The sequence below is a fragment of the Nocardiopsis trehalosi NBRC 14201 genome, assembly GCF_001552555.1.
Lineage (GTDB): Bacteria > Actinomycetota > Actinomycetes > Streptosporangiales > Streptosporangiaceae > Nocardiopsis_B > Nocardiopsis_B trehalosi.
The window spans coordinates 1-22,737 of sequence record NZ_BCRK01000052.1 but is presented as its reverse complement, the minus strand read 5'-3'; the positions used below and the strand labels follow the sequence as shown (position 1 = coordinate 22,737).

Below are 22,737 nucleotides of genomic sequence, written 5' to 3'. Positions count from 1 at the left end.
CCCGCGCGGCGCGGGCTTTCCACATGATCGGGGAAAGTCCTTCCGCGCCGGGCGGCGATCCGGCATGTTGGAGGGGAACCGCCGTGACCCGTCTGTGAGGAGCCGCCATGGCGCACGAAGTCCGGGCCGTCGTCGTACGCGAGAAGGACGCCCCCGTGGGCGTCGAGACCATCATCGTCCCCGACCCCGGCCTGGGCGAGGCCCTCGTCCGCGTGCAGGCGTGCGGCGTGTGCCACACCGACCTCCACTACCGGCAGGGCGGCATCAGCGACGACTTCCCGTTCCTCCTCGGGCACGAGGCGGCGGGCATCGTCGAGGCCGTCGGCGACGGCGTCACCGACGTCGACCCCGGTGACTTCGTCGTGCTCAACTGGCGCGCCGTGTGCGGCCGGTGCCGGGCGTGCCGCCGCGGCCGCCCCCAGTACTGCTTCGACACCGCCAACGCCACCCAGCGCATGACCCTCGCCGACGGCACCGAACTCAGCCCCGCCCTGGGCATCGGCGCGTTCGCCGAGAAGACCCTGGTGGCCGCCGGCCAGTGCACCCGGGTCGACCCCGCCGCCGGACCCGAGGTCGCCGGGCTCCTGGGGTGCGGCGTCATGGCCGGGCTCGGCGCCGCCATCAACACCGGCGGCGTCACCCGCGGCGACTCCGTCGCGGTCATCGGCTGCGGCGGCGTGGGCGACGCCGCCATCGCCGGGGCGGTGCTGGCCGGCGCCGCCACGGTCATCGCCGTCGACGTCGACGACCGCAAGCTCCGGTGGGCGGCCGAGTTCGGCGCCACCCACACCGTCAACTCCCGCGAGCGCTCCCCGGTCGAGGCCGTGCGCGACCTCACCGGCGGCAACGGCGCCGACGTCGTCATCGACGCCGTCGGCCGCCCCGAGACCTACCGGCAGGCGTTCTACGCCCGCGACCTCGCCGGGACGGTGGTGCTCGTGGGCGTCCCCACGCCCGACATGACCATCGACCTCCCGCTGCTCGATGTGTTCGGCCGCGGGGGCGCCCTGAAGTCGTCGTGGTACGGCGACTGCCTGCCCTCCCGCGACTTCCCCATGCTGATCGACCTGTACCTGAAGGGGCGCCTCGACCTGGACCGCTTCGTGTCCGAGAGGATCGCCCTCGACCACGTTGAGGAGGCGTTCACCAAGATGCACCGCGGAGAAGTCCTGCGTTCGGTGGTGGTCCTGTAGATGGCCCCCGCCGCGTCCGACCGCGTCGACCGCCTCGTCACCTCGGGGACCTTCCGCCTCGACGGCGGCGAGTGGGACGTCGACAACAACGTGTGGATCGTCGGTGACGAGCGCACCGCCGTCGTCATCGACGCCGCACACGACCACGAGGAGATCGCCCGCGCCCTCGGCGACCGCGAACTGATGGCCATCGTGTGCACCCACGCGCACAACGATCACATCAACGCCGCCGCCGCGCTGGCCGACCTCACCGACGCCCCCATCCTGCTGCACCCCGCCGACGCCGAGCTGTGGGCCATGGTCTACCCCGACCGCGAACCCGACGCCCCCCTCCTGCAGGGCGAGTGGCTGCGGGCCGGCGACGTCGAACTCCAGGTGCTGCACACGCCGGGGCACGCCCCCGGGGCGGTCTGCCTGTACGCGCCCGAACTGGGCGCCGTGTTCTCGGGCGACACCCTGTTCCAGGGCGGTCCGGGGGCCACGGGGCGGTCGTTCTCCGACTTCCCCACCATCATCGACTCCATCCGCGACCGGCTGCTCACCCTGCCCGAAGGCACCGTGGTGTACACCGGCCACGGCGACGCCACCACCATCGGAGAGGAGGCGCCGCAGCTGCCCGACTGGGTCGCCCGAGGGCACTAGCGCACCCGTCTTCTCCGTGCCCGGGCCGGTGCGTCCGGCGCGGCCGGGGTCGGGGCGGGTTAGAACGGGCCGGTCTGCGACAGGCCGCCCGCCCGCGAGGGCAGGAACAGCGCGAACGTCGTCGGCCGCGTCTGCACCAACTCCACCCTGGCCCCCTCCGACTCCGCGATGTGGCGGGCCAGGGCCAGCCCGAGCCCGGTGCCGTTGCCGCCGGTCACCTCGCGCTCGAACACCCGCCCGCTCAGGTGGTCGGGGATGCCCTCGCCCTCGTCGCTGACCTCGATGCGCACCGAGCTGCCGCCGTCCACCCGGCGCACCGTCACCGTGCCCGCGCCGTGCTTGTAGGCGTTCTCCACCAGCGTGGCGAGGATCTGCGCGAGGTCCCCGGGCACGGTGACCGCGGTCAGGCCCGTCTCGCCGGTCAGCTCCAGCCGCCGGTCGTCGGCGCGGAACACCGGCGACCACTCGGCCACGAACTGCTCCAGCACGCCGTCGATCGCGATCGGCTCCACCTCGGGGTTCTGGCTCTTGCGGGCCCGCCCGAGCAGGCTCTCCACGGTCTCCACCAGCCGTTCGGTCTGGGTGAGCGCGGCCTCACCCTCCTCGCGCACCACCGCCGGGTCGTCGGCCTCGGCGATGATCTCCTCCAACCGCATCGACAGCGCGGTGAGCGGGGTGCGGAGCTGGTGCGAGGCGTCCGTCGCGAAGTGGCGCTCGGTGGCGATGAGCCCGGCGATGCGCTCGGCGCTGCGGTCGAGCACCTCGGCCACCCGGTCGGCCTCGGGGATGCCGTAGCGGTGCCCCCACGGGGTGGTCACCCCCGACCCCAGGCGCTCGGCGGTCGCCGCGAGGTCCACCAGCGGGAGGGTGAGCCGCCGCGCCTGCAGCATGGCCAGCCCCACCGCCACCCCGATCGCCAGCAGCGACAGCGAGGCGATGCCCAGCCACGCGTTGATGATGCTCTCCTGCACCCGCCGGGTGTCGCGCCACACCGCGACCTCGACCCCCGAGGGGGAGGTCGCGGTGGCCTTCATCGCGGGCGGGGGGGACGCGGCGCCCGGGTCGAAGTCCCAGCCGCCCGCGTCGACCGGCCCCTCGGCCCCGGGCAGGGTGATCTCGATGTGCCGCGCCGGGTAGGCGGAGTCCAACTGCTCCCGGTCGATCTCGCCGTCGTCGCGGACCTGCACGTCGACCTCGGCGGCGATGATGTCGGCCTCCTGCTGGAGCCCGCGGACGTTCTCGTCGTAGATCGACTTGTACGTCAGGGCGCCCAGCGGAAGCCCCAGGAGCATCACCGCGATCACGGTGACGACCAGGGTGGAGAACAGCATCCGCCTGCGCATGTCCCTCCTCGGTTCCGCGGCGGCGCGGGGCGCGCGGCCGCTGCGGAGCAGGCCGCCCTAGTCGCGTTCGAAGCGGAAGCCGACCCCCCGCACGGTGGTGATGTAGGAGGGCTGGTTGGCATCGTCGCCCAGCTTGCGGCGCAGCCACGAGATGTGCATGTCGAGGGTCTTGGTCGACCCCCACCAGTTGGTGTCCCACACCTCCCGCATGATCTGCTCGCGCGTCACGACCTTGCCCGCGTCGCGCACCAGCACGCGCAGCAGGTCGAACTCCTTGGTGGTGAGCTGCAGTTCGCGCTCGCCCAGCCACGCCCGGCGGGAGTCGTTGTCGATGCGCACCCCGTGCACGACCGGGACCTCGGCGCCGCCGCGGCGCAGCAGGGCGCGGACCCGCGCGAGTAGTTCGGCGAGCCGGAACGGCTTGGTGACGTAGTCGTCGGCGCCCGCGTCGAGACCCACGACGGTGTCGACCTCGTCCGCGCGCGCGGTCAGGATGAGGATCGGGGTGCCGTGTCCTTCGGCGCGGAGCCGGCGGGCGACTTCCAGACCGTCCATTTCGGGGAGCCCGAGATCGAGGACCATCAGATCGATATCCCCGGCGCGGGCGCGGTCGAGGGTCTCAGTACCATTGACGGTGACGTCGACCGTATACCCCTCGCGGCGCAGTGCGCGGGCCAGGGGCTCGGAGATCGACGTATCGTCTTCGGCCAGCAAAACGCAGGTCATGCCCCTGATCGTAAGTCGAGTCGGGGGCATTTCCCTATTATGCGCGCCGTATGGACCCGCCCCGGCCGAAAATACGCATGCCGCGGAGCGGGCGGGCGGCGCGGGGCGCACCGGGAACGGCGCGGCCGGCGTTTTCCCGGTCGGCGGTCGCCGAAAAGGGGGAAATGCGGGGAATGCGCGTTAAGCGCGTTCCGCGGGGGCGCGGGGGCCCTCCTCGGCCGGGAACACCCACCGCCGGTAGGACCAGAACCGGAACAGCGACCCCAGCCCCACCCCGATCACGTTGCCGGAGATGTTGCGCGACAGCGCGTCGTCCAGGCCCAGCCCGTAGACCGCCACGCCCACGCACGCCAGCTGGATGCCCAGACCGACCGCGTTCAGCAGGAAGAACAGCGCGTACTCGCGGCCCAGCCCGGTGCGCGCCCGGTCGCGGAAGGTCCAGAACCGGTTGCCCAGGAACGCCACCACGGTCGCGCACAACACGCCCAGCGCCTGCCCGGCCAGCGCGGGCATCCCCAGCACCGTCCAGAAGAGGTTGGTCGTCGCGAGCTGCACGACGTAGGCGGCCGCGCCCACCGTCCCGAACTTGGCGAGTTCCTGGAGGAGGTGGGAGAACCGCCGGTACAGCGCTGTTGCCGGTCGCACGAGGGGATCCGATCCTTTGCCCGGGTGGTCACTAGAATTCCGTGGGGTGCCACGGTCGGCCCGTGGCGGCCGCAGGAGCGTCCCGGCACCGCGAACCAACGAGTTGAGGCACTGTGAGCGAGCGTAATCGGCCCGTACCCCGCGTCGGAATGGTGGGCGGCGGGCAACTTGCCCGGATGACGCACCAGGCGGGCATCGCCCTGGGCATCGACTTCCGGGTGCTGGCCGGGTCCGCCGGCGACAGTGCGGCCCAGGTCACCGGTGACGTCCACATCGGCGACGACCGCGGGGCGGCCGACCTGCTCGCGTTCGCCAAGTCCGCCGACGTGCTGACCTTCGACCACGAGCACGTGCCCGGCCCCGTGCTGCGCCAGTTGGAGGAGGCCGGCGCGGTGCTGCGGCCCGGCCGGTCGGCGCTCGCCTTCGCCCAGGACAAGCTGCGCATGCGGGTGCGCGCCGAGGAACTGGGCGCCCCCTGCCCGCGCTGGCGCGCGGTCACCACCGTGGAGCAGGTCACCGCGTTCGCCGAGGACGCCGAGCACGGCACCGGCTGGCCGGTCGTGCTCAAGGCGGCGCGCGGCGGCTACGACGGCAAGGGCGTGTGGGTGGTCGGCGACACCGCCGAGGCCGCCGCGGTCGTCGACCGGGCCGCCGCCGAGGAGGTCCCGCTGCTGGTCGAGGAGCGGGTGGACTTCCGCCGCGAACTCGCCGTGCAGGTGGCGCGGTCGCCCTACGGGCAGATCGCCGTCTACCCCGTGGTGCAGACCGTGCAGCGCGACGGCATCTGCCACGAGGTCATCGCCCCCGCCCCCCACCTGGACGAGGAGAAGGCGGTCCGCGCCCAGGAGCTGGCGATCGACCTGGCGCACGCGCTCGACGTGGTCGGCGTGCTCGCCGTCGAGCTGTTCGAGACCCCCGGCGGCGTCATCGTCAACGAGCTGGCGATGCGGCCGCACAACTCCGGGCACTGGACGATCGACGGCGCCCGCACCTCCCAGTTCGAGCAGCACCTGCGCGCCGTCCTCGACCTCCCCCTGGGGTCACCGCGCACCACCGCCCCCTTCACCGTCATGGCCAACGTGCTCGGCGGCACCGACCCCGACGTCTACGGCCGCTACATTCATGTCATGGCCAAGGACCCCGAGCTGAAGGTGCACTTCTACGGCAAGGAGGTCCGCCCCGGCCGCAAGATCGGGCACGTCACCGTCGCCGGCGACGACCACGTCGACCTGCTCGAACGAGCCCGCGACGCCGCCGCCTACCTCAAGGGAGACCCGCAGTGACCGAGACCGCCCCGACCGTCGGCATCGTGATGGGCAGCGACTCCGATTGGCCGGTCATGCAGGACGCGGCAACGGTACTCCAGGAGTTCGGGGTCACCTTCGAGGTCGACGTGGTCTCCGCGCACCGCATGCCGCACGAGATGATCGCCTACGGCACCGAGGCCGCCGACCGCGGGCTGAAGGCGATCATCGCCGGCGCCGGCGGCGCCGCCCACCTGCCCGGCATGCTGGCGTCGGTGACCCCGCTGCCGGTCGTCGGCGTCCCGGTGCCGCTGCGCCACCTCGACGGCATGGACTCCCTGCTGTCGATCGTGCAGATGCCCGCCGGGGTCCCGGTCGCCACGGTCGCGGTCGGCGCCGCGCGCAACGCTGGCCTGCTGGCGGTGCGGATGCTCGCCGCCCACGACACCGGCCTGCGCGCGCGCATGACCGAGTTCCAGGCGGAGCTGAAGGCCCAGGCGCAGGCCAAGGGCGAGCGCCTGCGCGCCCAGGTCACCGGCGGGTCCGGCATCGGCTTCGGCCGCTAGCCGAGCGAGGCCCCCGACCGCGCGGCGTTCGCCCGCCGTGCCGGACGGGCCGCGCGGCGTCCGTCCGCGACGACCGGGCCGGCACCCGCGCGGTCCTCCGAGCCCAAAGGGGACCCGGTCGGCCCGGCGGCGCACGGCGCCACGCCCCCGTCAACGACGGGACGGCCCGCTGCGGCGGGCGGCCGTCGGGTCAGCGGCCCCAGCGGGACCAGACGTCGGCGGGCACGTGGCCGACCAGTTCGACCAGCGCGTCGAGGCGGCGCGCCGGGTCGGTGGTGCCCGGGTCGGCCCCGGCGCAGATGAGCCGGTCGCCGTCGAGCACCAGGTCGGTGATGCCGTGGCGGCGGATGTCCTCGCGCACCCCCTCGGACAGCAGCTCGACGGCGAATTCGCTGTCGGGGCTCTCGGCGTAGAGGCCGTGCGCCCCGCCGTCGCGGTCCTGCACGTACAGGTAGGGCACCCGCACCGGCAGCTCCACCGCGTACACCAGCAGCGTCCGGTCGGGCAGGTCGGCGGCGCGCCGGTGGACGTAGTCGAAGAGGAAGAAGGGCCGACCGCGGTGCCGCCCCGACACCACGTCGCGCACCCGGCCCAGCGGACCGGGCGGCAGCGCGGTGCGCGGCCAGCCCTGGATGGCCCGCTGGTGGCGCTCGGTGTAGGTCCAGCCGTGCTCGCGCGCCAGCGCGCGGCGGCGGTCGGCGCGCTCGGCGGCGCGGGGGTCGGGGGCGGGCGCCGCAGCGGGGGCCGCGGCGGGGTCCGGAGGGCCCGAGGACCGGAGGAATCGCGGACGGCGCATGCCCGGGACCTACCCCGCCCGCCGCGCCCGAACCGCCGCCGCGGCGCGCCGCCGCACCGGGTCAGCCGAGGAGGCGCGGCCACTCGATCGCCGGGCACCGGTCCATGACCATGGTCCGCCCGGCGGCGCGCACCCGCTCGGCGGCGGCGTGGTCGACCACCCCCAGCTGGAACCAGACGGTGCCGACCTCGGGCCGGGCCAGGGCCTCGTCGGCGACCCCGCCCGCCTGGTCGGCGCGGCGGAACACGTCGACCACGTCCACGTCGAACGGGATGTCGGCGAGCGAGCGGTACCCGGGCTCGCCGTGCACGGTCGCGCCGGAGGGGTGCACCGGCACGATGCGCTTGCCCTGGTTCTGCAGGAACCGGGAGACCCCGAACGCGGCCCGGTAGGGGTCGCCGCCCAGCCCCACCACGGCCCACACCTCGCTCTCGCGCAGGACCCGGCGGATCTCGTCGTCGCTGATGTCGCTCATGCCGCCATTGTCGCGGCCCCCTCCCGAGCAGACGCACCCGCCCCGCCGCCCGGCGCCGCGCGGACCCCCGCCGCCCGGCCCCCGCGGCCGAGCACGTGCCGGCCCCGCGGGCTCGGCGCCGCACGACCGGCTCGGCCGGCCGGCGCCGCCGCGTGGCCGAAGGGCCGGCGCCGGGCGCGCAGGCCCCGCGCGGGCGGGCGGGCGTTGCGGGCTAGGGGCGGCCCAGGGCGCGGTAGATCCAGCCCCGGGCGCGCCAGTGCTCGGGGTCGAGGGCGTTGCGGCCGTCCACGATCCGGCACTCGCGGACCACCTTGGACAGCTCGTCGGGGTCGGCGTCGCGGAACTCGGCCCACTCGGTGAGGAGCAGCACCACCTCGGCGTCGCGCACCGCCTCCAGCATCGAGTGCGCGTACCCCAGCTCGGGGTGCGCGCGCCGCGCCTTCTCCAGCGCCTCGGGGTCGTAGACGGTGACCACGCCGCCCAGCGAGGCGATGGTGGCGGCCACGTCCAGCGCGGGGGAGTCGCGGATGTCGTCGGAGTTCGGCTTGAACGCGGCACCCAGCACCGCCACCGTCCGCCCCGCGAAGCTGCCGCCGATGAGCCCGCGCGCGATGTCGATGGTGCGCGCCCGGCGGCGCTGGTTGATGGCGTCGACCTCGCGCAGGAACGACAGCGCCGGCTCCACGCCCAGTTCGTCGGCGCGCGCCATGAAGGCGCGGATGTCCTTGGGCAGGCAGCCGCCGCCGAAGCCCAGGCCGGGGCCGAGGAACTTGCCGCCGATGCGGTCGTCGTAGGAGAGCGCCTTGGCGAGCTTGATCACGTCGGCGCCGGCCGCCTCCGACACCTCCGCCATGGCGTTGATGAAGGAGATCTTCGTCGCGAGGAACGCGTTGGCCGACACCTTGACCAGCTCGGCGGTCTGCAGGTCGGTCACGAGGAACGGGATGCCCTGCTCGATCTGCGACGCGGAGACCTCGCGCATCACCTCCTCGACCCGGGGGGAGGTGGTGCCGATGACGATGCGGTTCGGGCGCAGGGTGTCCTCGACGCCGAACCCCTCGCGGAGGAACTCCGGGCTCCACCCGAGTTCGACGGCGTCGCCCGCCGGGGCGAGCGCCGCCAGCCGGGCGGCGGCGACGGCGGCCGTGCCGACCGGCACGGTCGACTTCCCGATGACCACGGTCGGCCGGGTCAGCAGCGGGGCCAGGGAGTCGATGGCGGAGTCCACATAGGACAGGTCGGCGGCGTTGGAGTCGGAGCGCTGCGGCGTGCCCACGCAGATGAAGTGGACGTCGGCGAACTCCGCGGCCTCGCGGTAGTCGGTGGTGAAGCGGAGGCGGCCGTTCTCCAGGTTGCGGACCAGCACCTCCTCCAGCCCCGGCTCGTAGAACGGGACGCGGCCCGCCGCCAAGGCGTCGATCTTCGCCGGGTCGACGTCGAGCCCCAGGACCTCGAAGCCGAGTTCGGCCATGCACGCGGCATGCGTCGCGCCCAGGTACCCGGTCCCGATGACCGAGATCTTGCTGCGCTGTTGTGCGACCACTGCTCCGTCCCTCCTTGCTGCGTCGGCGCCGCCGCCGTCCGCACGGCGTTCACCGCCCGCTGCCGCGGCCCTGGCATGCTACCGGCGCTCCACAGCGCGGAGAGCAGGGGTGCCCGCCGGGGAGCGGCCCCCGCGCGCGCCGCCGAGCGGGGCCGGGCCGGTGCCGGGAGCGCCGACCGCGCGCGGCCGGAACGGCCGTGCCGTTCTGGAGTGGTCCCCCGGCCGCGCCCCGGATAACACCGCGGCTGCCTCAGATTACCCGCGGGTACCCGCCGGAGCGCGCACCGCGCCGCCCGACGGATTCCGCGCCGCCGGGGCGGCGCCGTCCGAACGGCGCGCGCGGCCGGTGCGGCACGCTCGTCCACAGGGGCGGGGTCCCGGTGGCGCGGGCACCCTCCGTGCGGGTTGACTTGAAGTAGGGGTTCCCCCAGCGCGCCGGCCCCCTCCGCCATCGCCGCCGGGGGCGGCTTTGCGTGCCCGGAACCGCCCCACGCCGTCGATCTCGACGTTGACGGGCTTCGGGAGCGATCCCCTACCCCGGTAGCGTCAAGCTCACCGAGGAACGGGGCGGGTCAGGAGGTGCCGCCGGGCGGCCACTCCGGGGCGCGCCGGTGGCGGGCGCGCGGGCGCTCGTCGTCGCTGATGCCGGGGACGGGCCGGGTGACGGCGGTGTCGTCGCCCCAGTCGCGGATCGGCGTGCCCTCCGCCGGGCCGTAGCGGCCGTCGTCGGCCCCCGGGCCGTAGCCGTCGTCGTGGCGGTCGTCGTCGTACGCGGATCGGCGGTCCCGCCGGGCCCGCCACCGGGCGACCGGCAGCGACGCCACCAGCAGCAGCCCGCCCACCAGGAGCAGCGCCGGGTCGCGGGCGAACCACGGGTCGCCCCCGCCGGGCGGTTCGAGCGCGGCCGCGAGAGCGAGTGGAGTGCCCAGGGCGCCGAGGACGCCCAGTGCGGTCAGGGCGAGACCGGGCAGCAGCGAGGCCAGCGGCGACAGCCGCGACCCGGCGAGCAGCCCGATGACCAGGGCGATCACCCCGAGGGCGGCGAGTTCGGCGGCCCGGTCGGCGACGCGGGGTACGTCGGTGACGGCGTAGCCGGCGACCGACGGCCAGGCGGGCGCCCACACCACCCCGAATCCGACGACCGGGACGGCGGCGACCCCCAGCAGGACGCCGATCAGGTGACGCGAGACGTTCGACATGGCGCTGTCTCCTCTTCGCCGGCCACCCCGCGGGAGGGGTCCCCCTCCACGCTAACCGCGCGGCGCCCACCGTTCCAGAGCCGTTCTCCGGTCCCCACCCGTGTCCACTGACCAGCCGCATGGCCGCCGACCCGAAACCTCCCACCACCGCCACAACACCCTCCCCGCCAGGGCACCTTGCTCTTCCCCGGCTGTCCCCGACGGTGGTCGTTCCGGTCGGCCCACGGCGTGCCGAGGCCTACGCCGGCTTCTCACGGACGGCGGCCTCGGTCCACGCCCGGCGCGGCGCGGTGTGGTTTTCAGCGCGGGATGCGGCGGAAGGCGCGGGTGCGGGGGCGGTCGTCCTGCCAGGGCGCCTCCTCCGGGCCCTCGGGGCCGCGGCGGAACGGGGTGGTGGTGCGCTCGGGGTCGGCGCCCGGGCGCGGGGCCGGGGGAGCGGTGTCGGGCAGGGTCGACTCGCGCGGGTCCGCGTCGCCATAGGGGGCGTCGTAGGGGGCGGGCCGGTCGTCGTACCGGTCGTCGTAGGTCGCGGGCGGGCCGTACGGGTCGGCGGCGCGGTCGCCGTAGGGGTCGGCGGCGGGGCCGGGGCGGCCCTCGTAGGGCGCGGGGTGGGCGGGCGGCATCGGGGCGGCGCGGCGGGACCAGCGCGACGGCACCACCGACGACACGAACAGCAGCGTGCCCAGCGGCAGGGCGATCGGCAGGCCCGGCCCGGCCGGGTGGAACAGCGTGTCGCGGCCCAGCCACTCCGGCAGCGCCGCGTCGAGCGACCCCGGGTCGATGACGGGCCACAGGCAGAACGCCAGCAGCGCGCCGCCGGAGACGAACGCCGCCAGCGGTGACACGCGTGCCCCCGCCAGGAACCCGCAGGCCAGGCCGACGAGCATGAGGACGCCGAGCGCGGTCGCGGTCATGGGCGCGGCGAGCGCGTCGCCACCGCCGAGGGCGGAGCCGATCTCGGACGCGGGCCAGGCGACGCCCGCCCAGAGCAGCGGGGCGACCGCGATCCCGGCCAGCAGGCCGAGGAGGTGGCGCAGCATGGGGGCCTCCTTAGGGCTCGTTCTGTCCTGCTACCCCGCGCCCGGGGTGGGCACGCCCTCCCCGGGCCGTGATCCGGCCCGAGGCGGCCCGGCCCCCGGCGGGGGCGTGCCCCGGCGGGGCGGGGTGGGGCCGAGCGTGGTGCCCCGTGCCCGGACCCGGTGCGATGTCGGGGACGGGATGCGTCCCGGTGGGTGGGCCGGTGTCCGGTCCGGTCACGGTGCTCGGTCTGCCCCGGCCCACCGGCCCCGGCGGGGGCGTGCGCCGGTGGCGGGCCGGACCGGGCCGGGGGTGTCCGGTCCGTCCACGCTGCTCGGTCCACCCCGCCTGCCCGCCCGACCGGTCGGCGGTCGGGTGCGGTCCGGTGCCCGGCCTGTCCCGGTCCACCCGCCCCGCGGCCGGGTGGTGTGTGCCGGTGGCGGGCCCGGCCGGGCCGGGGCGGGCATCAGGAGCAGACGTTCTCGCGGGCGGTGGTGGTCTGTTCGGGGGACGCCGTGGGCGTCGGGGCCGGGGCGGCCGACGCCTCCGGCGCCTGGACGCCCGTGTAGTCGGCGCCGACGACGACCTGCACGTCCTCGCCGAGGGTGGCGTCCTCCTCCATGGCGGCGCCGGGTAGCGCCTCCGCCACCAGTTCGGCCGCCGCCAGCGACCCGGGGGCGTACCGGACCAGGGTGCGGGGCACGTCGCGGCTCGACCAGTTCTGCGCCTCACCCGGCACCTGGAACCCGGCGTCGGTCAGGCCCTGGCGGGCCTGCGCGCCCAGGCCGGGGGTGCCCATGCCGTTGAAGATCTGCAGCCGGACGTCGGCGGGCCGCACGTCGGCGCCCTCGGCCGGGCCGCCGCCCTCGCCGCCTTCGCCACCGGACCCGCCGTCCGCGTCCACCGGCCGGTCGGCGGCGATGGCGGCGAACATGTCGGCCGCCGCCGCCTCGTCCCAGCGGATGGCGACGTCCCCGCGCGGGGTCCAGTAGTCCACCTGCGCGACCGGGACCTGGGCGAAGGTGACGTCGTCCAGCCCGATCGACCGCAGTTGGCCGCCGAGCTGGTTCAGGGTGCCGCTGTCGAGCCCCTCGTCCACGGTCACCGACCCCAGGGCGCTGTCGAGGAACGCGGAGAACTTCGCCGGGTCGGTGAGGGTCTCGGAGCTGAGCGCCTTGTCCAGCAGCGCCGCGATGACCTGCTGCTGGCGGTCGATGCGGTCGAGGTCGCCGCGCGCGGTCTGCCGGGTGCGCGCGAACGCCAGCGCCTGCTGCCCGTCGACCTGGTGGGTGCCGGCCGCCATGACCAGGTGGGCCTTGGGGTCGTCGATCGCCTCGGGCAGGCACACCTCGATGCCGCCGAGGGAGTCGACCACGTCCACGAACCCGGTGAAGTCGACCTCCACGTAGTGGTCGACGCGCACGTTGGTCGCCGACTCGACCGTCTGCACGGCCAGGCTGGGGCCGCCGTAGGCGTAGGCCGCGTTGATCTTGTCCTCGCCGTGCCCGGGGATGTCCACCCAGGAGTCGCGCGGGATGCCGACCACGGTGACGCGGTCGCGGTCGTTGTTGAGGTGGACGAGCATCATGGTGTCGGAGCGCTCGCCGGGGGTGTGCCCCACGCCGAGGTCGTCCTGCTCGCCGCGCTCCATCTGGTCGCGCCCGTCGGAGCCGATCACCAGGAAGTTGAGCGCGCCCGTGGGGCCCGGGGCGGGACGGTCGCCGTCGAGCAGCCCGCCGAACACGTCGAACCGGTTCATCTGCCCGGAGACCCACCCCGACAGCGACCACGCGGTCCCCGACGCCAGCAGCACGAGCACCGACAGGGTGCCCGCCATGAGCACCGCGGCCCGCTTGCGCCGCACCCGCGCGCTCGGCAGCGCCGCCACGCCGGAGGGCCGGACCGCGTCCGCGCCGTCGGGCGGTGCGGGGGCCGACCGCACGCGGCGGAACTCCTCGGGGTCGTCCGGCCGCCGGCCGCCGCTCACCGCGCGCCCCGTCCGCCCGTGCGCACCGGCCCGCCCGGGGCGGCCGCCGCGGTGCCCGCGCGCCCTCCGGCCCCGCCGGGGCCGCGCCCCTTCGGCTCGCTCACTGGGTGACCTCCCCGTACATGACCGCACCGGTGTCCAGGCCCTTAGGTTGTCACCGAATCCACCGATGGGTCGTGCGATGTCGCTCGTCGGCGTGTTGCACCGGGTTGGACGCTGTGCGCGCCCGCACGGTTCGGGCGGGTGTCGGGCCGCCCGCCCGCCCGGCACCTTCCCGCCTCCCGGCGTCCTATCCCTCGCCGGCCGTCCGCGCAGGTCCGGGCCGCCGGCCGGCCGGACCGGCCGCCGACGGCCCCGCCGGGGCCCCGCGCGCGTGGCCGGACCCGGCCGGGCGGTGCAGTAGCGTTTGGTCAGCGACCCAGCCCACCCGTACCCCTTGGACGTCCCGTGACCTGGCCACCCGTTTCGGTTGTCATGCCCGTTCTGAACGAGGAGCGCCACCTCGCCGCGGCCGTGCGGCACGTGCTCGCCCAGGAGTACCCGGGCGACCTGGAGGTGGTCCTCGCGGTGGGGCCCTCCGCCGACCGCACCCGCGAGGTCGCGGACGCGCTGGCCGCCGAGGACCCGCGGGTCAAGGTGGTCGACAACCCGACCGGCCGCACCCCCGCCGGGCTGAACGCCGCCATCGGCGCCTCCTCGCACGGCATCGTGGCCCGCATCGACGGCCACGCCATGATGCCGTCGGACTACCTGCGGGTGGCCGTCGAGACCCTGGACGAGACCGGCGCCGACAACGTCGGCGGCATCATGGCCGCCGAGGGCGAGACCGACTGGGAGAAGGCCGTCGCCGCCGCCATGACCTCCAAGGTCGGCGTGGGCAACGCCAAGTTCCACACCGGCGGCGAGGGCGGCCCCGCCGACACCGTCTACCTGGGCGTGTTCCGCCGGTCGGCCATCGACCGGGTCCGGGGCTACGACGAGGCGTTCCTGCGCGCCCAGGACTGGGAGATGAACCACCGCATCCGCAGCACCGGCGGCGTCGTGTGGTTCCAGCCGCGCATGCGGGTCTCCTACCGGCCCCGGCCCAACGCGAAGGCGCTGGCCCGCCAGTACTTCCACTACGGCCGGTGGCGGCGGGTGGTGGCCCGCCAGCACAAGGGCACCATCAACCTCCGCTACCTGGCGCCGCCCGCCGCCGTGCTCGGTGTGGTGGCCGGCCTCGCGGCCGGGTTCGCGCTGCCGGTCGCCTGGCTGGTCCCGGGCGCCTACGCCGCCGCCGTCCTCGCGGCCTCGGTGCCCCTGGGCCGCGGCATGACCCTCAAGGGCCGGCTGTGCGTGCCCGTGGCGCTGGCCACCATGCACATGGCGTGGGGCACCGGTTTCCTGACCAGCCCGCCCGGCCTGGGCGCCGACTCGCGCACCGCCCGGCTCAGCCGCGCCGACGCCTGACCCCCGCGCCGCCCCCGCCGGCGGGGGCGCCGCCCGGCCTCCTAGGCCCCCTTGAGGGCCGCCACCACGCCCGGCACGTCGTCGACCACGACCGCGTCGACCCCCGCCTCGGCGAACCGCGCGGCGTCGACCGGGTCGGGGCACCACGACACCACCTCCAGGCCGGCCCGGTGGGCGACCCCGACCGTGTGGGCGACGGACCGCCGCCCCGGGCGGGGCGGGTCGCCGGCCAGCCCGAAGGAGCGGGCGTCGATCGCCACGATGGCGCAGCCCAGCCCCGCAGCCCCGGCCACCGCCTGGTCCAGTGGGTTGCGCACGAACGGCATCCACGCCGTGGGCACCCCCGGCGCCGCCTCGTGCACCGCGAGCAGCGCCGCCGGGTCGAAGGAGCACACGAACACCCGGCGCCGCCGCGCCTCGCGGCGCAGCACCGGCAGCAGCAGCGCCATGGTGCGGTCGGCCGGCGGGTCGGCGGCGTCCTCCATGACGGTCTTGACGTCGACGTCCAGCCCCACGTCGGGGGGAACGGCGTCGAGGGCCTCGGCGAAGGTCAGCAGTCCGTGCGCCTTGCACTCGGCGGCGGGCAGGTCGACCACGGGGCGGCCGTCGGCGAGGGCGGCGTCGTGGTGGACGACGAGGACGCCGTCGGCGGTCCGCCGCACGTCGACCTCGATCCAGTCGGCGCCCGCCCGCACCGCCGCCGCGTAGGAGCCGGCGGTGTTCTCGCGGTGCCCGCCGACGGTGCCCCGCCCGGCCCCGCGGTGCCCGATGACCTCGGTGGCGGTGAAGACCCCCACCCCGCTCACCCCACGGCGGCGCGCCGGCGCAGCAGCGCCTCGGCCACCTCGACGTCGCCCGGGTTGGTCACCTTGATGTTGGCCTCGTCACCAGGGACGATCCGGACCTCCTCGCCCGGCAGGTAGCGCAGCACCACCCCGCAGTCGTCGGTGGCCACGAGGTCGGGGTCGTCCAGCGCGGCCGCGTAGGCGCGGCGGACCACGTCGAGCCGGAACCCCTGCGGGGTCTGCATGCGGCGCAGCGACGCGCGCGGCGGCACGTGCCGGACGGCCTCGGCGCCGGACGGGCCGGGGGAGACCTCCACCACGGTGTCGCCCGCCGGCACCGCCACGCCCACCGCGCCGGCCGTGCCCAGCGCGGCGACGCAGTCGGCGATGACCCGGCCGGTCACCAGGGGGCGCACGGCGTCGTGCAGCAGCACCAGGTCGGTGCCGGGCAGGTGGTCGAGCGCGCGCAGGGCCGCCACCGAGGTGGCGGTGCGGGTGGCGCCGCCGGGCAGCACGGCCCGCACCTTGTCCAGGCCGGCCGCGGCGACCAGCGCCTCGACCTCGGCCACGTGGTCGGCCACCATCAGGACGACGACGTCGTCGACCTCGGGGGCCGCGCAGAACGCCGCCAGCGAGTGCTCGATGATGGCCCGGCCGGCGAGCGGCAGGAGCTGCTTGGGGCGCGGCGCGCCCATGCGGGCGCCGATCCCGCCCGCCAGGACCGCGGCGGTCACCCGGGGGCGTCCCGCGCCGGCGGGGGAGGCGGCCGGCTGCTGCGGCATGTGGCACCTTCCTTGTCGTCCGTCGACCGAGGCTAGCCGACCGCGACCGGTCGCGGCGCGCCGTCGGACGGCCAACAATGCGGGAACAATCGGCGCCCATGGGACGCCGCCCGCCGACGCACCGGTAATCTGTGTCCACCTGAATGCTCTCCCGGTCGCCCGGTATGGCAGGATCGGGCGCCGAGCCCCAGGAGCGTCGCCCTCGGCGAGCGCACCGCTCGTTCCCGATCTCCTGGATGTCCGATCTGGAGAACCGTAGGCCACCGCCCGTCGTTCGGCGGTGCCGAGCACCCCGCCATGACCGCGCCAGCGGTCGCGTGCGGACCCGCCCCTCACCCCGGGGGCGGCGCTCGGCCCGGCCCGCGTGGCGCGGGCCGCCGGAGCGGCCGCGGAAGTTCGAAACTGCACCCCGGAGGAGGTGGCGGTGGCGTCAAGGGCGCTTGCCGTCTGGCAGAACCGGAAGGTCGTCGGACTCCTGGTCCGACGCGACCTGAAGGTCAAGTACCAGAAATCGATCCTCGGCTACGCGTGGTCCATGCTGGAACCGCTGGCCATGGCGGCGATCTACTTCTTCGTCTTCGGATTGATGTTCGACACCAACCGGGGCGTGCCCGGAGGCGACGACGCCCCGGGCGGCTACATGCTGTTCCTCATCTCCGGCCTGCTGCCGTGGCTGTGGTTCAGCGTCTCGCTGGGTGAGGCGCCGAAGGCGCTGATCTCGCACGCCAAGCTCATCACCACGATGAAGGTGCCCCGGGAGATCTTCCCGGTGGCGGTCGTGACGGGGAAGTTCGTCGACTACCTCTTCACCTGGCCGGTGCTGCTGCTCTTCGTGTTCGCGCTGGGCGGGCGGACGTCGGTCGAGGGGCTGCTGGTGTGGCTGCCGCTGGCCATCATCGTGCAGTTCACGTTCTCCCTGGGCATCACGCTGCTGCTGGCCTCGGTGAACGTGCTCATGCGCGACATCGAGCGCATCGTGCGTATCCTGAACCGGGTGCTGTTCTACGCGTCGGCGATCATCATCCCGTCGTCGCTGGTCCTCGACTCCGACACGTTCCCGGAGTGGTTCAAGACGCTGTACGAACTCAACCCGCTGCTCGGTATCTTCAAGATGCACCACGCCGTCTGGTTCCCGGCCGACGCGCCGAACGGGTTCATCCTGGCCGCGACGGTCGGCGGGGCCGTCCTGACGATGATCATCGGATACGCGACGTTCCGCCGTCTGGAGACGTCGGTCCTGAAGGAGTTGTAAATGGCGGAGCCGGTCATCGAGGCCAAGGGGCTCGGCATCAAGTTCGCGATGAACCGCCGGCGCAAGCGGAGCCTGCGCGAGATGTTCATCCACGGGACCAAGCGCGACCCCAACCCGGCGGGCGCCGACTTCTGGCCGCTGCGCGACATCTCCTTCGAGATCGGCCAGGGCGAGTGCGTCGGCATCGTCGGCAAGAACGGCACCGGCAAGTCCACCCTGCTGAAGATGATCGCCGGCGTCCTCATCCCCGATGAGGGCACCGTCGAGGTCCGCGGGAAGGTCGCGCCGCTGCTGGAGCTGCGGGCCGGCTTCAACGACCAGCTCACCGGGCGCGAGAACGTCCACCTGGTGGGTTCGCTGCACGGCATGACGCCCAAGATGCTGGAGGAGCGGTTCGACGACATCGTCGAGTTCGCGAACATCCGCGAGGGCTACATCGACATGCCCGTGCGGCACTACTCCAGCGGCATGAAGGTCCGGCTCGGCTTCGCGCTGATCTCGCAGCTGGAGCACCCCGTCATGCTCGTCGACGAGGTGCTCGCGGTCGGCGACAAGGCGTTCAAGAAGAAGTGCTACGACGCCATCACCCGGATGCTCAAGAACAACCGCACCATGGTGCTGGTCTCGCACAGCGAGTCCGACCTCAAGCGGTTCTGCACCCGCGGGCTGTACGTCAAGGACGGCCGGCTGGTGCTCGACACCGACATCCAGAGCGCGCTCGACGCCTACAACGCCGATGTGAAGGCGGAGCAGGAGGAGAAGAAGCGCGCCGACGAGCGGAAGAAGTCCGGCGAGGACGGCAAGGCCGCCTGACCCGGCCCCGCCGCCCGACCGGCCCGCCCGCCGCGCCCCGCGCCCGGCCGCTCCCGCAGCGGCCGGGCGCCGCCGTGTCCGCCCCGCGCCGCCGGGCGTGTCGGTGGTTGCCGTACGCGGCGCCGTGGGCCACCGTTGGCCGGTAGGCGCTCGGGAGGGGCACGGCCGTGGCGGATGTCGGCGCACGCATCGACCGGGGCATCGACCGGGCCGCCCGCCCGGCGGTCCACTGGGCGCGGAGGCGCGGGACGTCCCCGTCGGCCCTGGCCCGCGCGGGCCTGCTGCTGGCCGTCGCGGCCGCCGTGTGGTTCAGCGAACCCGGGGTGCGCGGCGCCCTGTGCGGCGCGGTACTGCTCGCCGCGGCCCTGGGCGCCGACGCGGTCGCCGCCCGGCTCCGGTCCGCCCCCGGCGACGCCCTCGACGCGTGGACGGCCGCCGTACTCGCCCGGCTGCGCGAGTACGCCGTCCTCGCCGGCGTGGCGGTCGGCGGCGCCGCCGCCGGGGCCGCCGACGCGTGGACGTGGGCGGCCGCCGCGCTCGCCGCGCTGGCGCTGCGCGACGGGGTCGCCGCGGCGCGCACCGCCCGCCCGGCCGACGCCGCCGTCGACCCCTCGCCGATCGTGGCCGTCGACCCCGGCCGGCCCGCCCGCCGCGACCCGGGCGACGCCTCCCTGACCGCCGAACTGCTCGGCGGCCCCGACCCCGACCCCGACCCCGTTCCGGCGCCCCCGCCCGTACCGCCGCCCGGCGGCCCGGTGCCCATCCGCACGTCCGGGGGCGGCGGCCGCCACCCCGAGTGGGAGGCGGGCCGCGAACGCGCCCTGCGGAGCGTGCGCGCCGCCCGCACCGGCGCCCGGCCGGCCCCGGGGCGCGTCCGCCCGGCGCGCGCCGCGCGGGCGCGGCTGCGCCGGCTGCTCTCCTTCCCGCAACCGGTGCGGTTCGCCGCGGTGGCCGCGACGATAACGATTTGGGACGCCCGGGTGACGTTCGTCGCACTGATCGCCGGGTGCGCGGCCGCCGTCGCCGGGGCGCTCATCGACCCGCCCGACCGAGACCCCGCGAGGTAGTCCATGGCCGCGCCATCCCCGCCGCCGCCCGACCCCCGGCCTGACCTGCGCCTCCTCCGCGACGACGGGCACGTCTCCACGGGCCTGGGCCGGCTCGCCGCGGGGGCGCTGCCGCCGCTGCCACCCGCCCTGGCCGGCGCGCTCGTCACGGGCGTCCTGCTGGCCGCCGGGCTCGGCGGCCAGTCAGGCATTACCCTGTTCGCACCGGTCGCCGCCCTCCTGCTGTCGGGGGTGGCCTCGGCGCACCCGCACGACGGGCGGTTCGACTGGCTCGTGCCACCGGTGCTGCGCGCAACCGAGTACCTTTACCTACTCGCCGTCGGCGCCGGTTCGGGCGTACCCGGGCCGCTGGTGTTCGTACTCTTGACTGCGGTCGCGCTGCACCACCGCGACACCGTGCACCGGGCGCGGTGCGGCGTCCGACCGCCCGCCGGGGCCACGCGCGCGCTGCTCGGCTGGGACGGCCGCATGCTGGTCGTGGCCGCCGGCGGTGCGCTGGGCTGGCTGCCGTTCGCCTACGGTGTGCTGACGGGCTACCTCGCGGTCCTGCTCGTCCGGGACGCCGCGGCGGGCTGGTCGGCGACCCCCGTCACGCCCTTGGCGGAGACCGCGCGTAACGAATGGGGAGGCAGGGACGCCTCCACGACCTAAGGAGGATGGCGCCGACATGCTCGGTATGGTTCTTGCCGCGGGAGCGGGCCGCCGGCTGCGCCCCTACACCGACACCCTGCCCAAGGCACTGGTGCCGGTCGACGGCGACACCACCATCATGGACATCTCGCTGCGCAACCTCGCCGCGGTGGGGCTGACCGACGTCGTGGTCGTCGTCGGCTACCGCGCCGAGGCCGTGGAGGAGCGCAAGGAGGCGCTGGAGCGCCGGCACGGCGTCCGCCTGACCCTGGCCTACAACGACAAGGCCGAGGAGTGGAACAACGCCTACTCCCTGTGGACCGCGCGCGAGTACTTCGCCGAGGGCGTCCTCCTCGTCAACGGCGACACCGTGCACCCGGTGAGTGTCGAGGAGACGCTACTCGCCGCCCGGGGGCCGGAGCTGCTCCTCGCGGTGGACAACGCCAAAACGCTCGCCGAAGAGGAGATGAAGGTGACCCTGGACGAGTCCGGGCACCTGCGCACCATCACCAAGCTCATGGACCCGGCCACGGCGGCCGGCGAGTACATCGGCGCCACCCTCATCGAGGGCTCGCTGGCCGACCGGCTCGCCGACGCGCTCAAGACCACCTGGGAGCGCGACCCGCAGCTCTACTACGAGGACGGCTACCAGGAGCTGGTGAACCGGGGCGGCAAGGTCGCGGTCGCCCCGATCGGGACGGTCGAGTGGGTCGAGGTCGACAACCACGACGACCTCGCCCGCGCCCGGGAGATCGCATGCCGCTACTAGCCCGCATGCTGCCCTCGCCGCTCACGATCGACGTGCGGCGGGGCGCCATCGCCTCCCTCGGCTCGGTGCTGGCGGACCGCCGCATCGCCACCGAGGGCCGCATCGCCGTCGCGGTCGGCCCGGGCCAGGGCTCCCAGATCGCCGCCGACCTGGACCTGCCCAACTGCGAGGTGTTCCGGGTCGAGGGCGGCAGCGTCGACGTCGCCACGGAGCTGGGCAAGAAGCTCCGCTCCGGCGCCTACGAGGCGGTCGCCGGCATCGGCGGCGGCAAGACGATCGACGTCACCAAGTTCGCCGCGTCCATGGCCGGCATCCCCATGGTGGCGGTCGCCACCAACCTCGCCCACGACGGCATCTGCTCGCCGACGGCGTCGCTGGAGCACGAGAGCGGCAAGGGCTCCTACGGGGTGTCCATGCCGATCGCCGTCGTGATCGACGTCGACTACGTGCGCGCCGCCCCGCAGCGCCTGGTGCGGTCCGGGGTCGGCGACGTGGTGAGCAACCTGTCGGCCATCGCCGACTGGGAGCTGGCGGGGCGCGAGCAGGGCGAGCCCGTCGACGGCATGGCCGTGACCTTCGCCCGCGTCGCCGCCGAGGCGGTGCTGCACCGCCCCGACTCCGTGGAGTCGCAGGACTTCCTGACCGTGCTCGCCGAGGCGCTGGTGCTGTCGGGCATGGCGATGTCGGTCGCCGGGTCGAGCCGGCCCGCGAGCGGTGCCTGCCACGAGATCCTGCACGCGATCACCCACCTCTACCCCGGGGTGAGCAACCACGGCGAGCTGGCGGGGGTGGGCGCGCTGTACGCCTACTTCCTGCGCACCCGCCACCAGGGCACCGGCGAGGCCGCGATGCGCGACATCCGGGCCTGCCTGCTCCGGCACGAGCTGCCCGTCGTCCCGGCCGACATCGGCCTGGACGAGGAGCAGTTCGCGCGGGCGGTGGCCTACGCGCCGCAGACCCGCCCCGGCCGGTACACGGTCCTGGAGCACCTGGCCCTGTCCGAGGACGAGATTCGGCGGAGCGTCGGTGAATATGTCACGGCCGTCGGTCGCTGAGGTGCGCGCGGGCGGGCAGCCCGCGGGCATCAAGGAGCGCGTCAACGAGGAGCACTGGGCCGGGCGCCTGTACATGCGCGACGTCTCGCCCTACCTGAGCACGGTGTTCGTCCGGCTCGGCGTGCCGCCCAACCCCATCACCTACCTGATGATGGCGTTCGGGGTGCTCGCCGGGGCGGTGCTCGCCTTCGGCGGGCTGTGGTCGGCCATCCTGGCGTTCGTGCTGATCCAGGTCTACCTGCTGCTCGACTGCTCCGACGGCGAGGTCGCCCGCTACACCGGGCGCACCAGCGTCGCCGGGATCTACCTCGACCGCATCGGCCACTACCTGTCCGAGATCGCGCTGCTGATCGGCCTGGGCGTGCGCGCCCAGGGCGAACTGGTCGCGGGCAACTGGGTGGTCGCGGGCATGGCCGCGGCGCTGGGCGCCGCGATCATCAAGGTCGAGACCGACAACGTCGTGGTGGCCCGCGCCAAGGCGGGGCTGCCCGAGAAGATCGGCGACGCGGCCATGCACCCCCGCTCCGCCGGGCTGGGCCTGGCCCGCAAGGCGGCGGCCGCGCTCCGCTTCCACCGGCTGATCCAGGCCGTGGAGCTGTCCATCGTCGTGGTGCTGGTGGCCGTGGTCGACGCCGTGCGCGGCGACCTGCTCGCCACCCAGGTGCTGGTCGCGGCGTGCGTCGCCGTCGCCGCCCTGCAGTCCGTTCTGCACCTGGTCAGCGTGCTGGCCTCGCGCCGGCTGGAATAGCCCGCGCGGCG

Annotated in this window: 23 protein-coding genes; 12 read left to right on the top strand and 11 right to left on the bottom strand. The window is 74.9% G+C overall.

The features are described from left to right. Nucleotides 1-107 precede the first annotated feature (107 nt). Both NT8_RS11965 and NT8_RS11960 read left to right on the top strand, forming a co-directional pair. Nucleotides 108-1,193, top strand: a complete 1,086-nt coding sequence (locus tag NT8_RS11965; protein WP_067967801.1) for an S-(hydroxymethyl)mycothiol dehydrogenase — start codon at nucleotides 108-110, stop codon at nucleotides 1,191-1,193. After that, on the top strand, nucleotides 1,194-1,835 hold the full coding sequence (locus NT8_RS11960; RefSeq protein ID WP_067967798.1) for an MBL fold metallo-hydrolase: 642 nt from the start codon (nucleotides 1,194-1,196) through the stop codon (nucleotides 1,833-1,835). It abuts the gene before it with no gap. Nucleotides 1,836-1,894: 59 nt separating this feature from the next. Here NT8_RS11960 and NT8_RS11955 read toward each other — a convergent pair whose 3' ends face one another. From NT8_RS11955 to NT8_RS11945, 3 genes are all read right to left on the bottom strand, one after another. Then, entirely contained in the window at nucleotides 1,895-3,178 is a 1,284-nt protein-coding gene (locus NT8_RS11955; protein WP_067967795.1) for a sensor histidine kinase, read from the bottom strand. 57 nt (nucleotides 3,179-3,235) lie between these two features. Then, nucleotides 3,236-3,904 (bottom strand): response regulator transcription factor, encoded by a 669-nt coding sequence (locus NT8_RS11950; RefSeq protein WP_067967792.1) that lies wholly within the window; start codon nucleotides 3,902-3,904, stop codon nucleotides 3,236-3,238. Nucleotides 3,905-4,084: 180 nt separating this feature from the next. After that, entirely contained in the window at nucleotides 4,085-4,549 is a 465-nt protein-coding gene (locus NT8_RS11945) for a GtrA family protein (RefSeq protein ID WP_067967789.1), read from the bottom strand. A 113-nt stretch (nucleotides 4,550-4,662) separates the two neighbouring features. Here NT8_RS11945 and NT8_RS11940 point away from each other — a divergent pair, with 113 nt between their 5' ends. Beyond that, entirely contained in the window at nucleotides 4,663-5,832 is a 1,170-nt protein-coding gene (locus tag NT8_RS11940; protein WP_084468857.1) for a 5-(carboxyamino)imidazole ribonucleotide synthase, read from the top strand. Beyond that, nucleotides 5,829-6,359, top strand: coding sequence for a 5-(carboxyamino)imidazole ribonucleotide mutase (gene purE, locus NT8_RS11935; RefSeq protein WP_067967780.1), 531 nt, complete (start codon nucleotides 5,829-5,831; stop codon nucleotides 6,357-6,359). Before NT8_RS11940 ends, purE begins: the two co-directional genes overlap by 4 nt. A 190-nt stretch (nucleotides 6,360-6,549) precedes the next feature. Here the strand turns inward: purE and NT8_RS11930 are convergent, their stop codons facing one another. The 6 genes from NT8_RS11930 to NT8_RS11905 all read right to left on the bottom strand — a co-directional run bounded on the left by NT8_RS11930 (nucleotide 6,550) and on the right by NT8_RS11905 (nucleotide 13,226). Beyond that, the gene (locus tag NT8_RS11930; RefSeq protein ID WP_245646133.1) at nucleotides 6,550-7,155 is read right to left on the bottom strand and encodes a type III secretion system chaperone family protein; all 606 of its coding nucleotides are present in this window, start codon (nucleotides 7,153-7,155) and stop codon (nucleotides 6,550-6,552) included. 61 nt (nucleotides 7,156-7,216) lie between these two features. Beyond that, entirely contained in the window at nucleotides 7,217-7,630 is a 414-nt protein-coding gene (locus NT8_RS11925) for a CoA-binding protein (protein WP_067967777.1), read from the bottom strand. A gap of 211 nt (nucleotides 7,631-7,841) precedes the next feature. Then, entirely contained in the window at nucleotides 7,842-9,173 is a 1,332-nt protein-coding gene (locus NT8_RS11920) for a UDP-glucose dehydrogenase family protein (protein ID WP_067967774.1), read from the bottom strand. Between the two features lie 572 nt (nucleotides 9,174-9,745). After that, the gene (locus NT8_RS11915) at nucleotides 9,746-10,372 is read right to left on the bottom strand and encodes a hypothetical protein (protein ID WP_067967771.1); all 627 of its coding nucleotides are present in this window, start codon (nucleotides 10,370-10,372) and stop codon (nucleotides 9,746-9,748) included. 299 nt (nucleotides 10,373-10,671) lie between these two features. Continuing rightward, entirely contained in the window at nucleotides 10,672-11,412 is a 741-nt protein-coding gene (locus NT8_RS11910; RefSeq protein WP_067967768.1) for a hypothetical protein, read from the bottom strand. 443 nt (nucleotides 11,413-11,855) lie between these two features. After that, complete coding sequence (locus NT8_RS11905; RefSeq protein WP_245646135.1) at nucleotides 11,856-13,226, bottom strand: LCP family protein; 1,371 nt, start codon at nucleotides 13,224-13,226, stop codon at nucleotides 11,856-11,858. A 597-nt stretch (nucleotides 13,227-13,823) separates the two neighbouring features. Between NT8_RS11905 and NT8_RS11900 the strand changes: the two genes are divergently transcribed. After that, complete coding sequence (locus NT8_RS11900; protein ID WP_084468855.1) at nucleotides 13,824-14,825, top strand: glycosyltransferase family 2 protein; 1,002 nt, start codon at nucleotides 13,824-13,826, stop codon at nucleotides 14,823-14,825. A 41-nt stretch (nucleotides 14,826-14,866) separates the two neighbouring features. Here the strand turns inward: NT8_RS11900 and NT8_RS11895 are convergent, their stop codons facing one another. Further along, on the bottom strand, nucleotides 14,867-15,622 hold the full coding sequence (locus NT8_RS11895; protein WP_067967829.1) for a glycerophosphodiester phosphodiesterase: 756 nt from the start codon (nucleotides 15,620-15,622) through the stop codon (nucleotides 14,867-14,869). Between the two features lie 5 nt (nucleotides 15,623-15,627). Further along, nucleotides 15,628-16,392, bottom strand: a complete 765-nt coding sequence (locus NT8_RS11890; RefSeq protein ID WP_067967761.1) for an IspD/TarI family cytidylyltransferase — start codon at nucleotides 16,390-16,392, stop codon at nucleotides 15,628-15,630. Nucleotides 16,393-16,816: 424 nt separating this feature from the next. On the opposite strand from NT8_RS11890, the gene NT8_RS11885 reads away from it, so the two are divergent. The 7 genes from NT8_RS11885 (at nucleotide 16,817) to NT8_RS11855 (ending at nucleotide 22,726) form a co-directional block, all read left to right on the top strand. After that, nucleotides 16,817-17,644, top strand: a complete 828-nt coding sequence (locus NT8_RS11885; protein ID WP_067967759.1) for an ABC transporter permease — start codon at nucleotides 16,817-16,819, stop codon at nucleotides 17,642-17,644. Continuing rightward, nucleotides 17,645-18,457 (top strand): ABC transporter ATP-binding protein, encoded by an 813-nt coding sequence (locus tag NT8_RS11880; RefSeq protein ID WP_067967758.1) that lies wholly within the window; start codon nucleotides 17,645-17,647, stop codon nucleotides 18,455-18,457. A 167-nt stretch (nucleotides 18,458-18,624) separates the two neighbouring features. Then, on the top strand, nucleotides 18,625-19,524 hold the full coding sequence (locus NT8_RS11875; RefSeq protein WP_067967755.1) for a hypothetical protein: 900 nt from the start codon (nucleotides 18,625-18,627) through the stop codon (nucleotides 19,522-19,524). Between the two features lie 3 nt (nucleotides 19,525-19,527). Next, a complete protein-coding gene (locus NT8_RS11870; protein WP_067967753.1) occupies nucleotides 19,528-20,175 on the top strand; it encodes a DUF5941 domain-containing protein in 648 nt (215 codons plus the stop codon). A 16-nt stretch (nucleotides 20,176-20,191) separates the two neighbouring features. Further along, nucleotides 20,192-20,923, top strand: a complete 732-nt coding sequence (locus NT8_RS11865; protein ID WP_067967749.1) for a phosphocholine cytidylyltransferase family protein — start codon at nucleotides 20,192-20,194, stop codon at nucleotides 20,921-20,923. Between the two features lie 5 nt (nucleotides 20,924-20,928). Next, nucleotides 20,929-21,978, top strand: a complete 1,050-nt coding sequence (locus NT8_RS11860; protein WP_067967746.1) for an iron-containing alcohol dehydrogenase family protein — start codon at nucleotides 20,929-20,931, stop codon at nucleotides 21,976-21,978. Then, nucleotides 21,956-22,726, top strand: a complete 771-nt coding sequence (locus NT8_RS11855) for a CDP-alcohol phosphatidyltransferase family protein (RefSeq protein ID WP_067967743.1) — start codon at nucleotides 21,956-21,958, stop codon at nucleotides 22,724-22,726. The genes NT8_RS11860 and NT8_RS11855 overlap by 23 nt, the downstream gene beginning before the upstream one ends. Nucleotides 22,727-22,737: the final 11 nt, after the last annotated feature.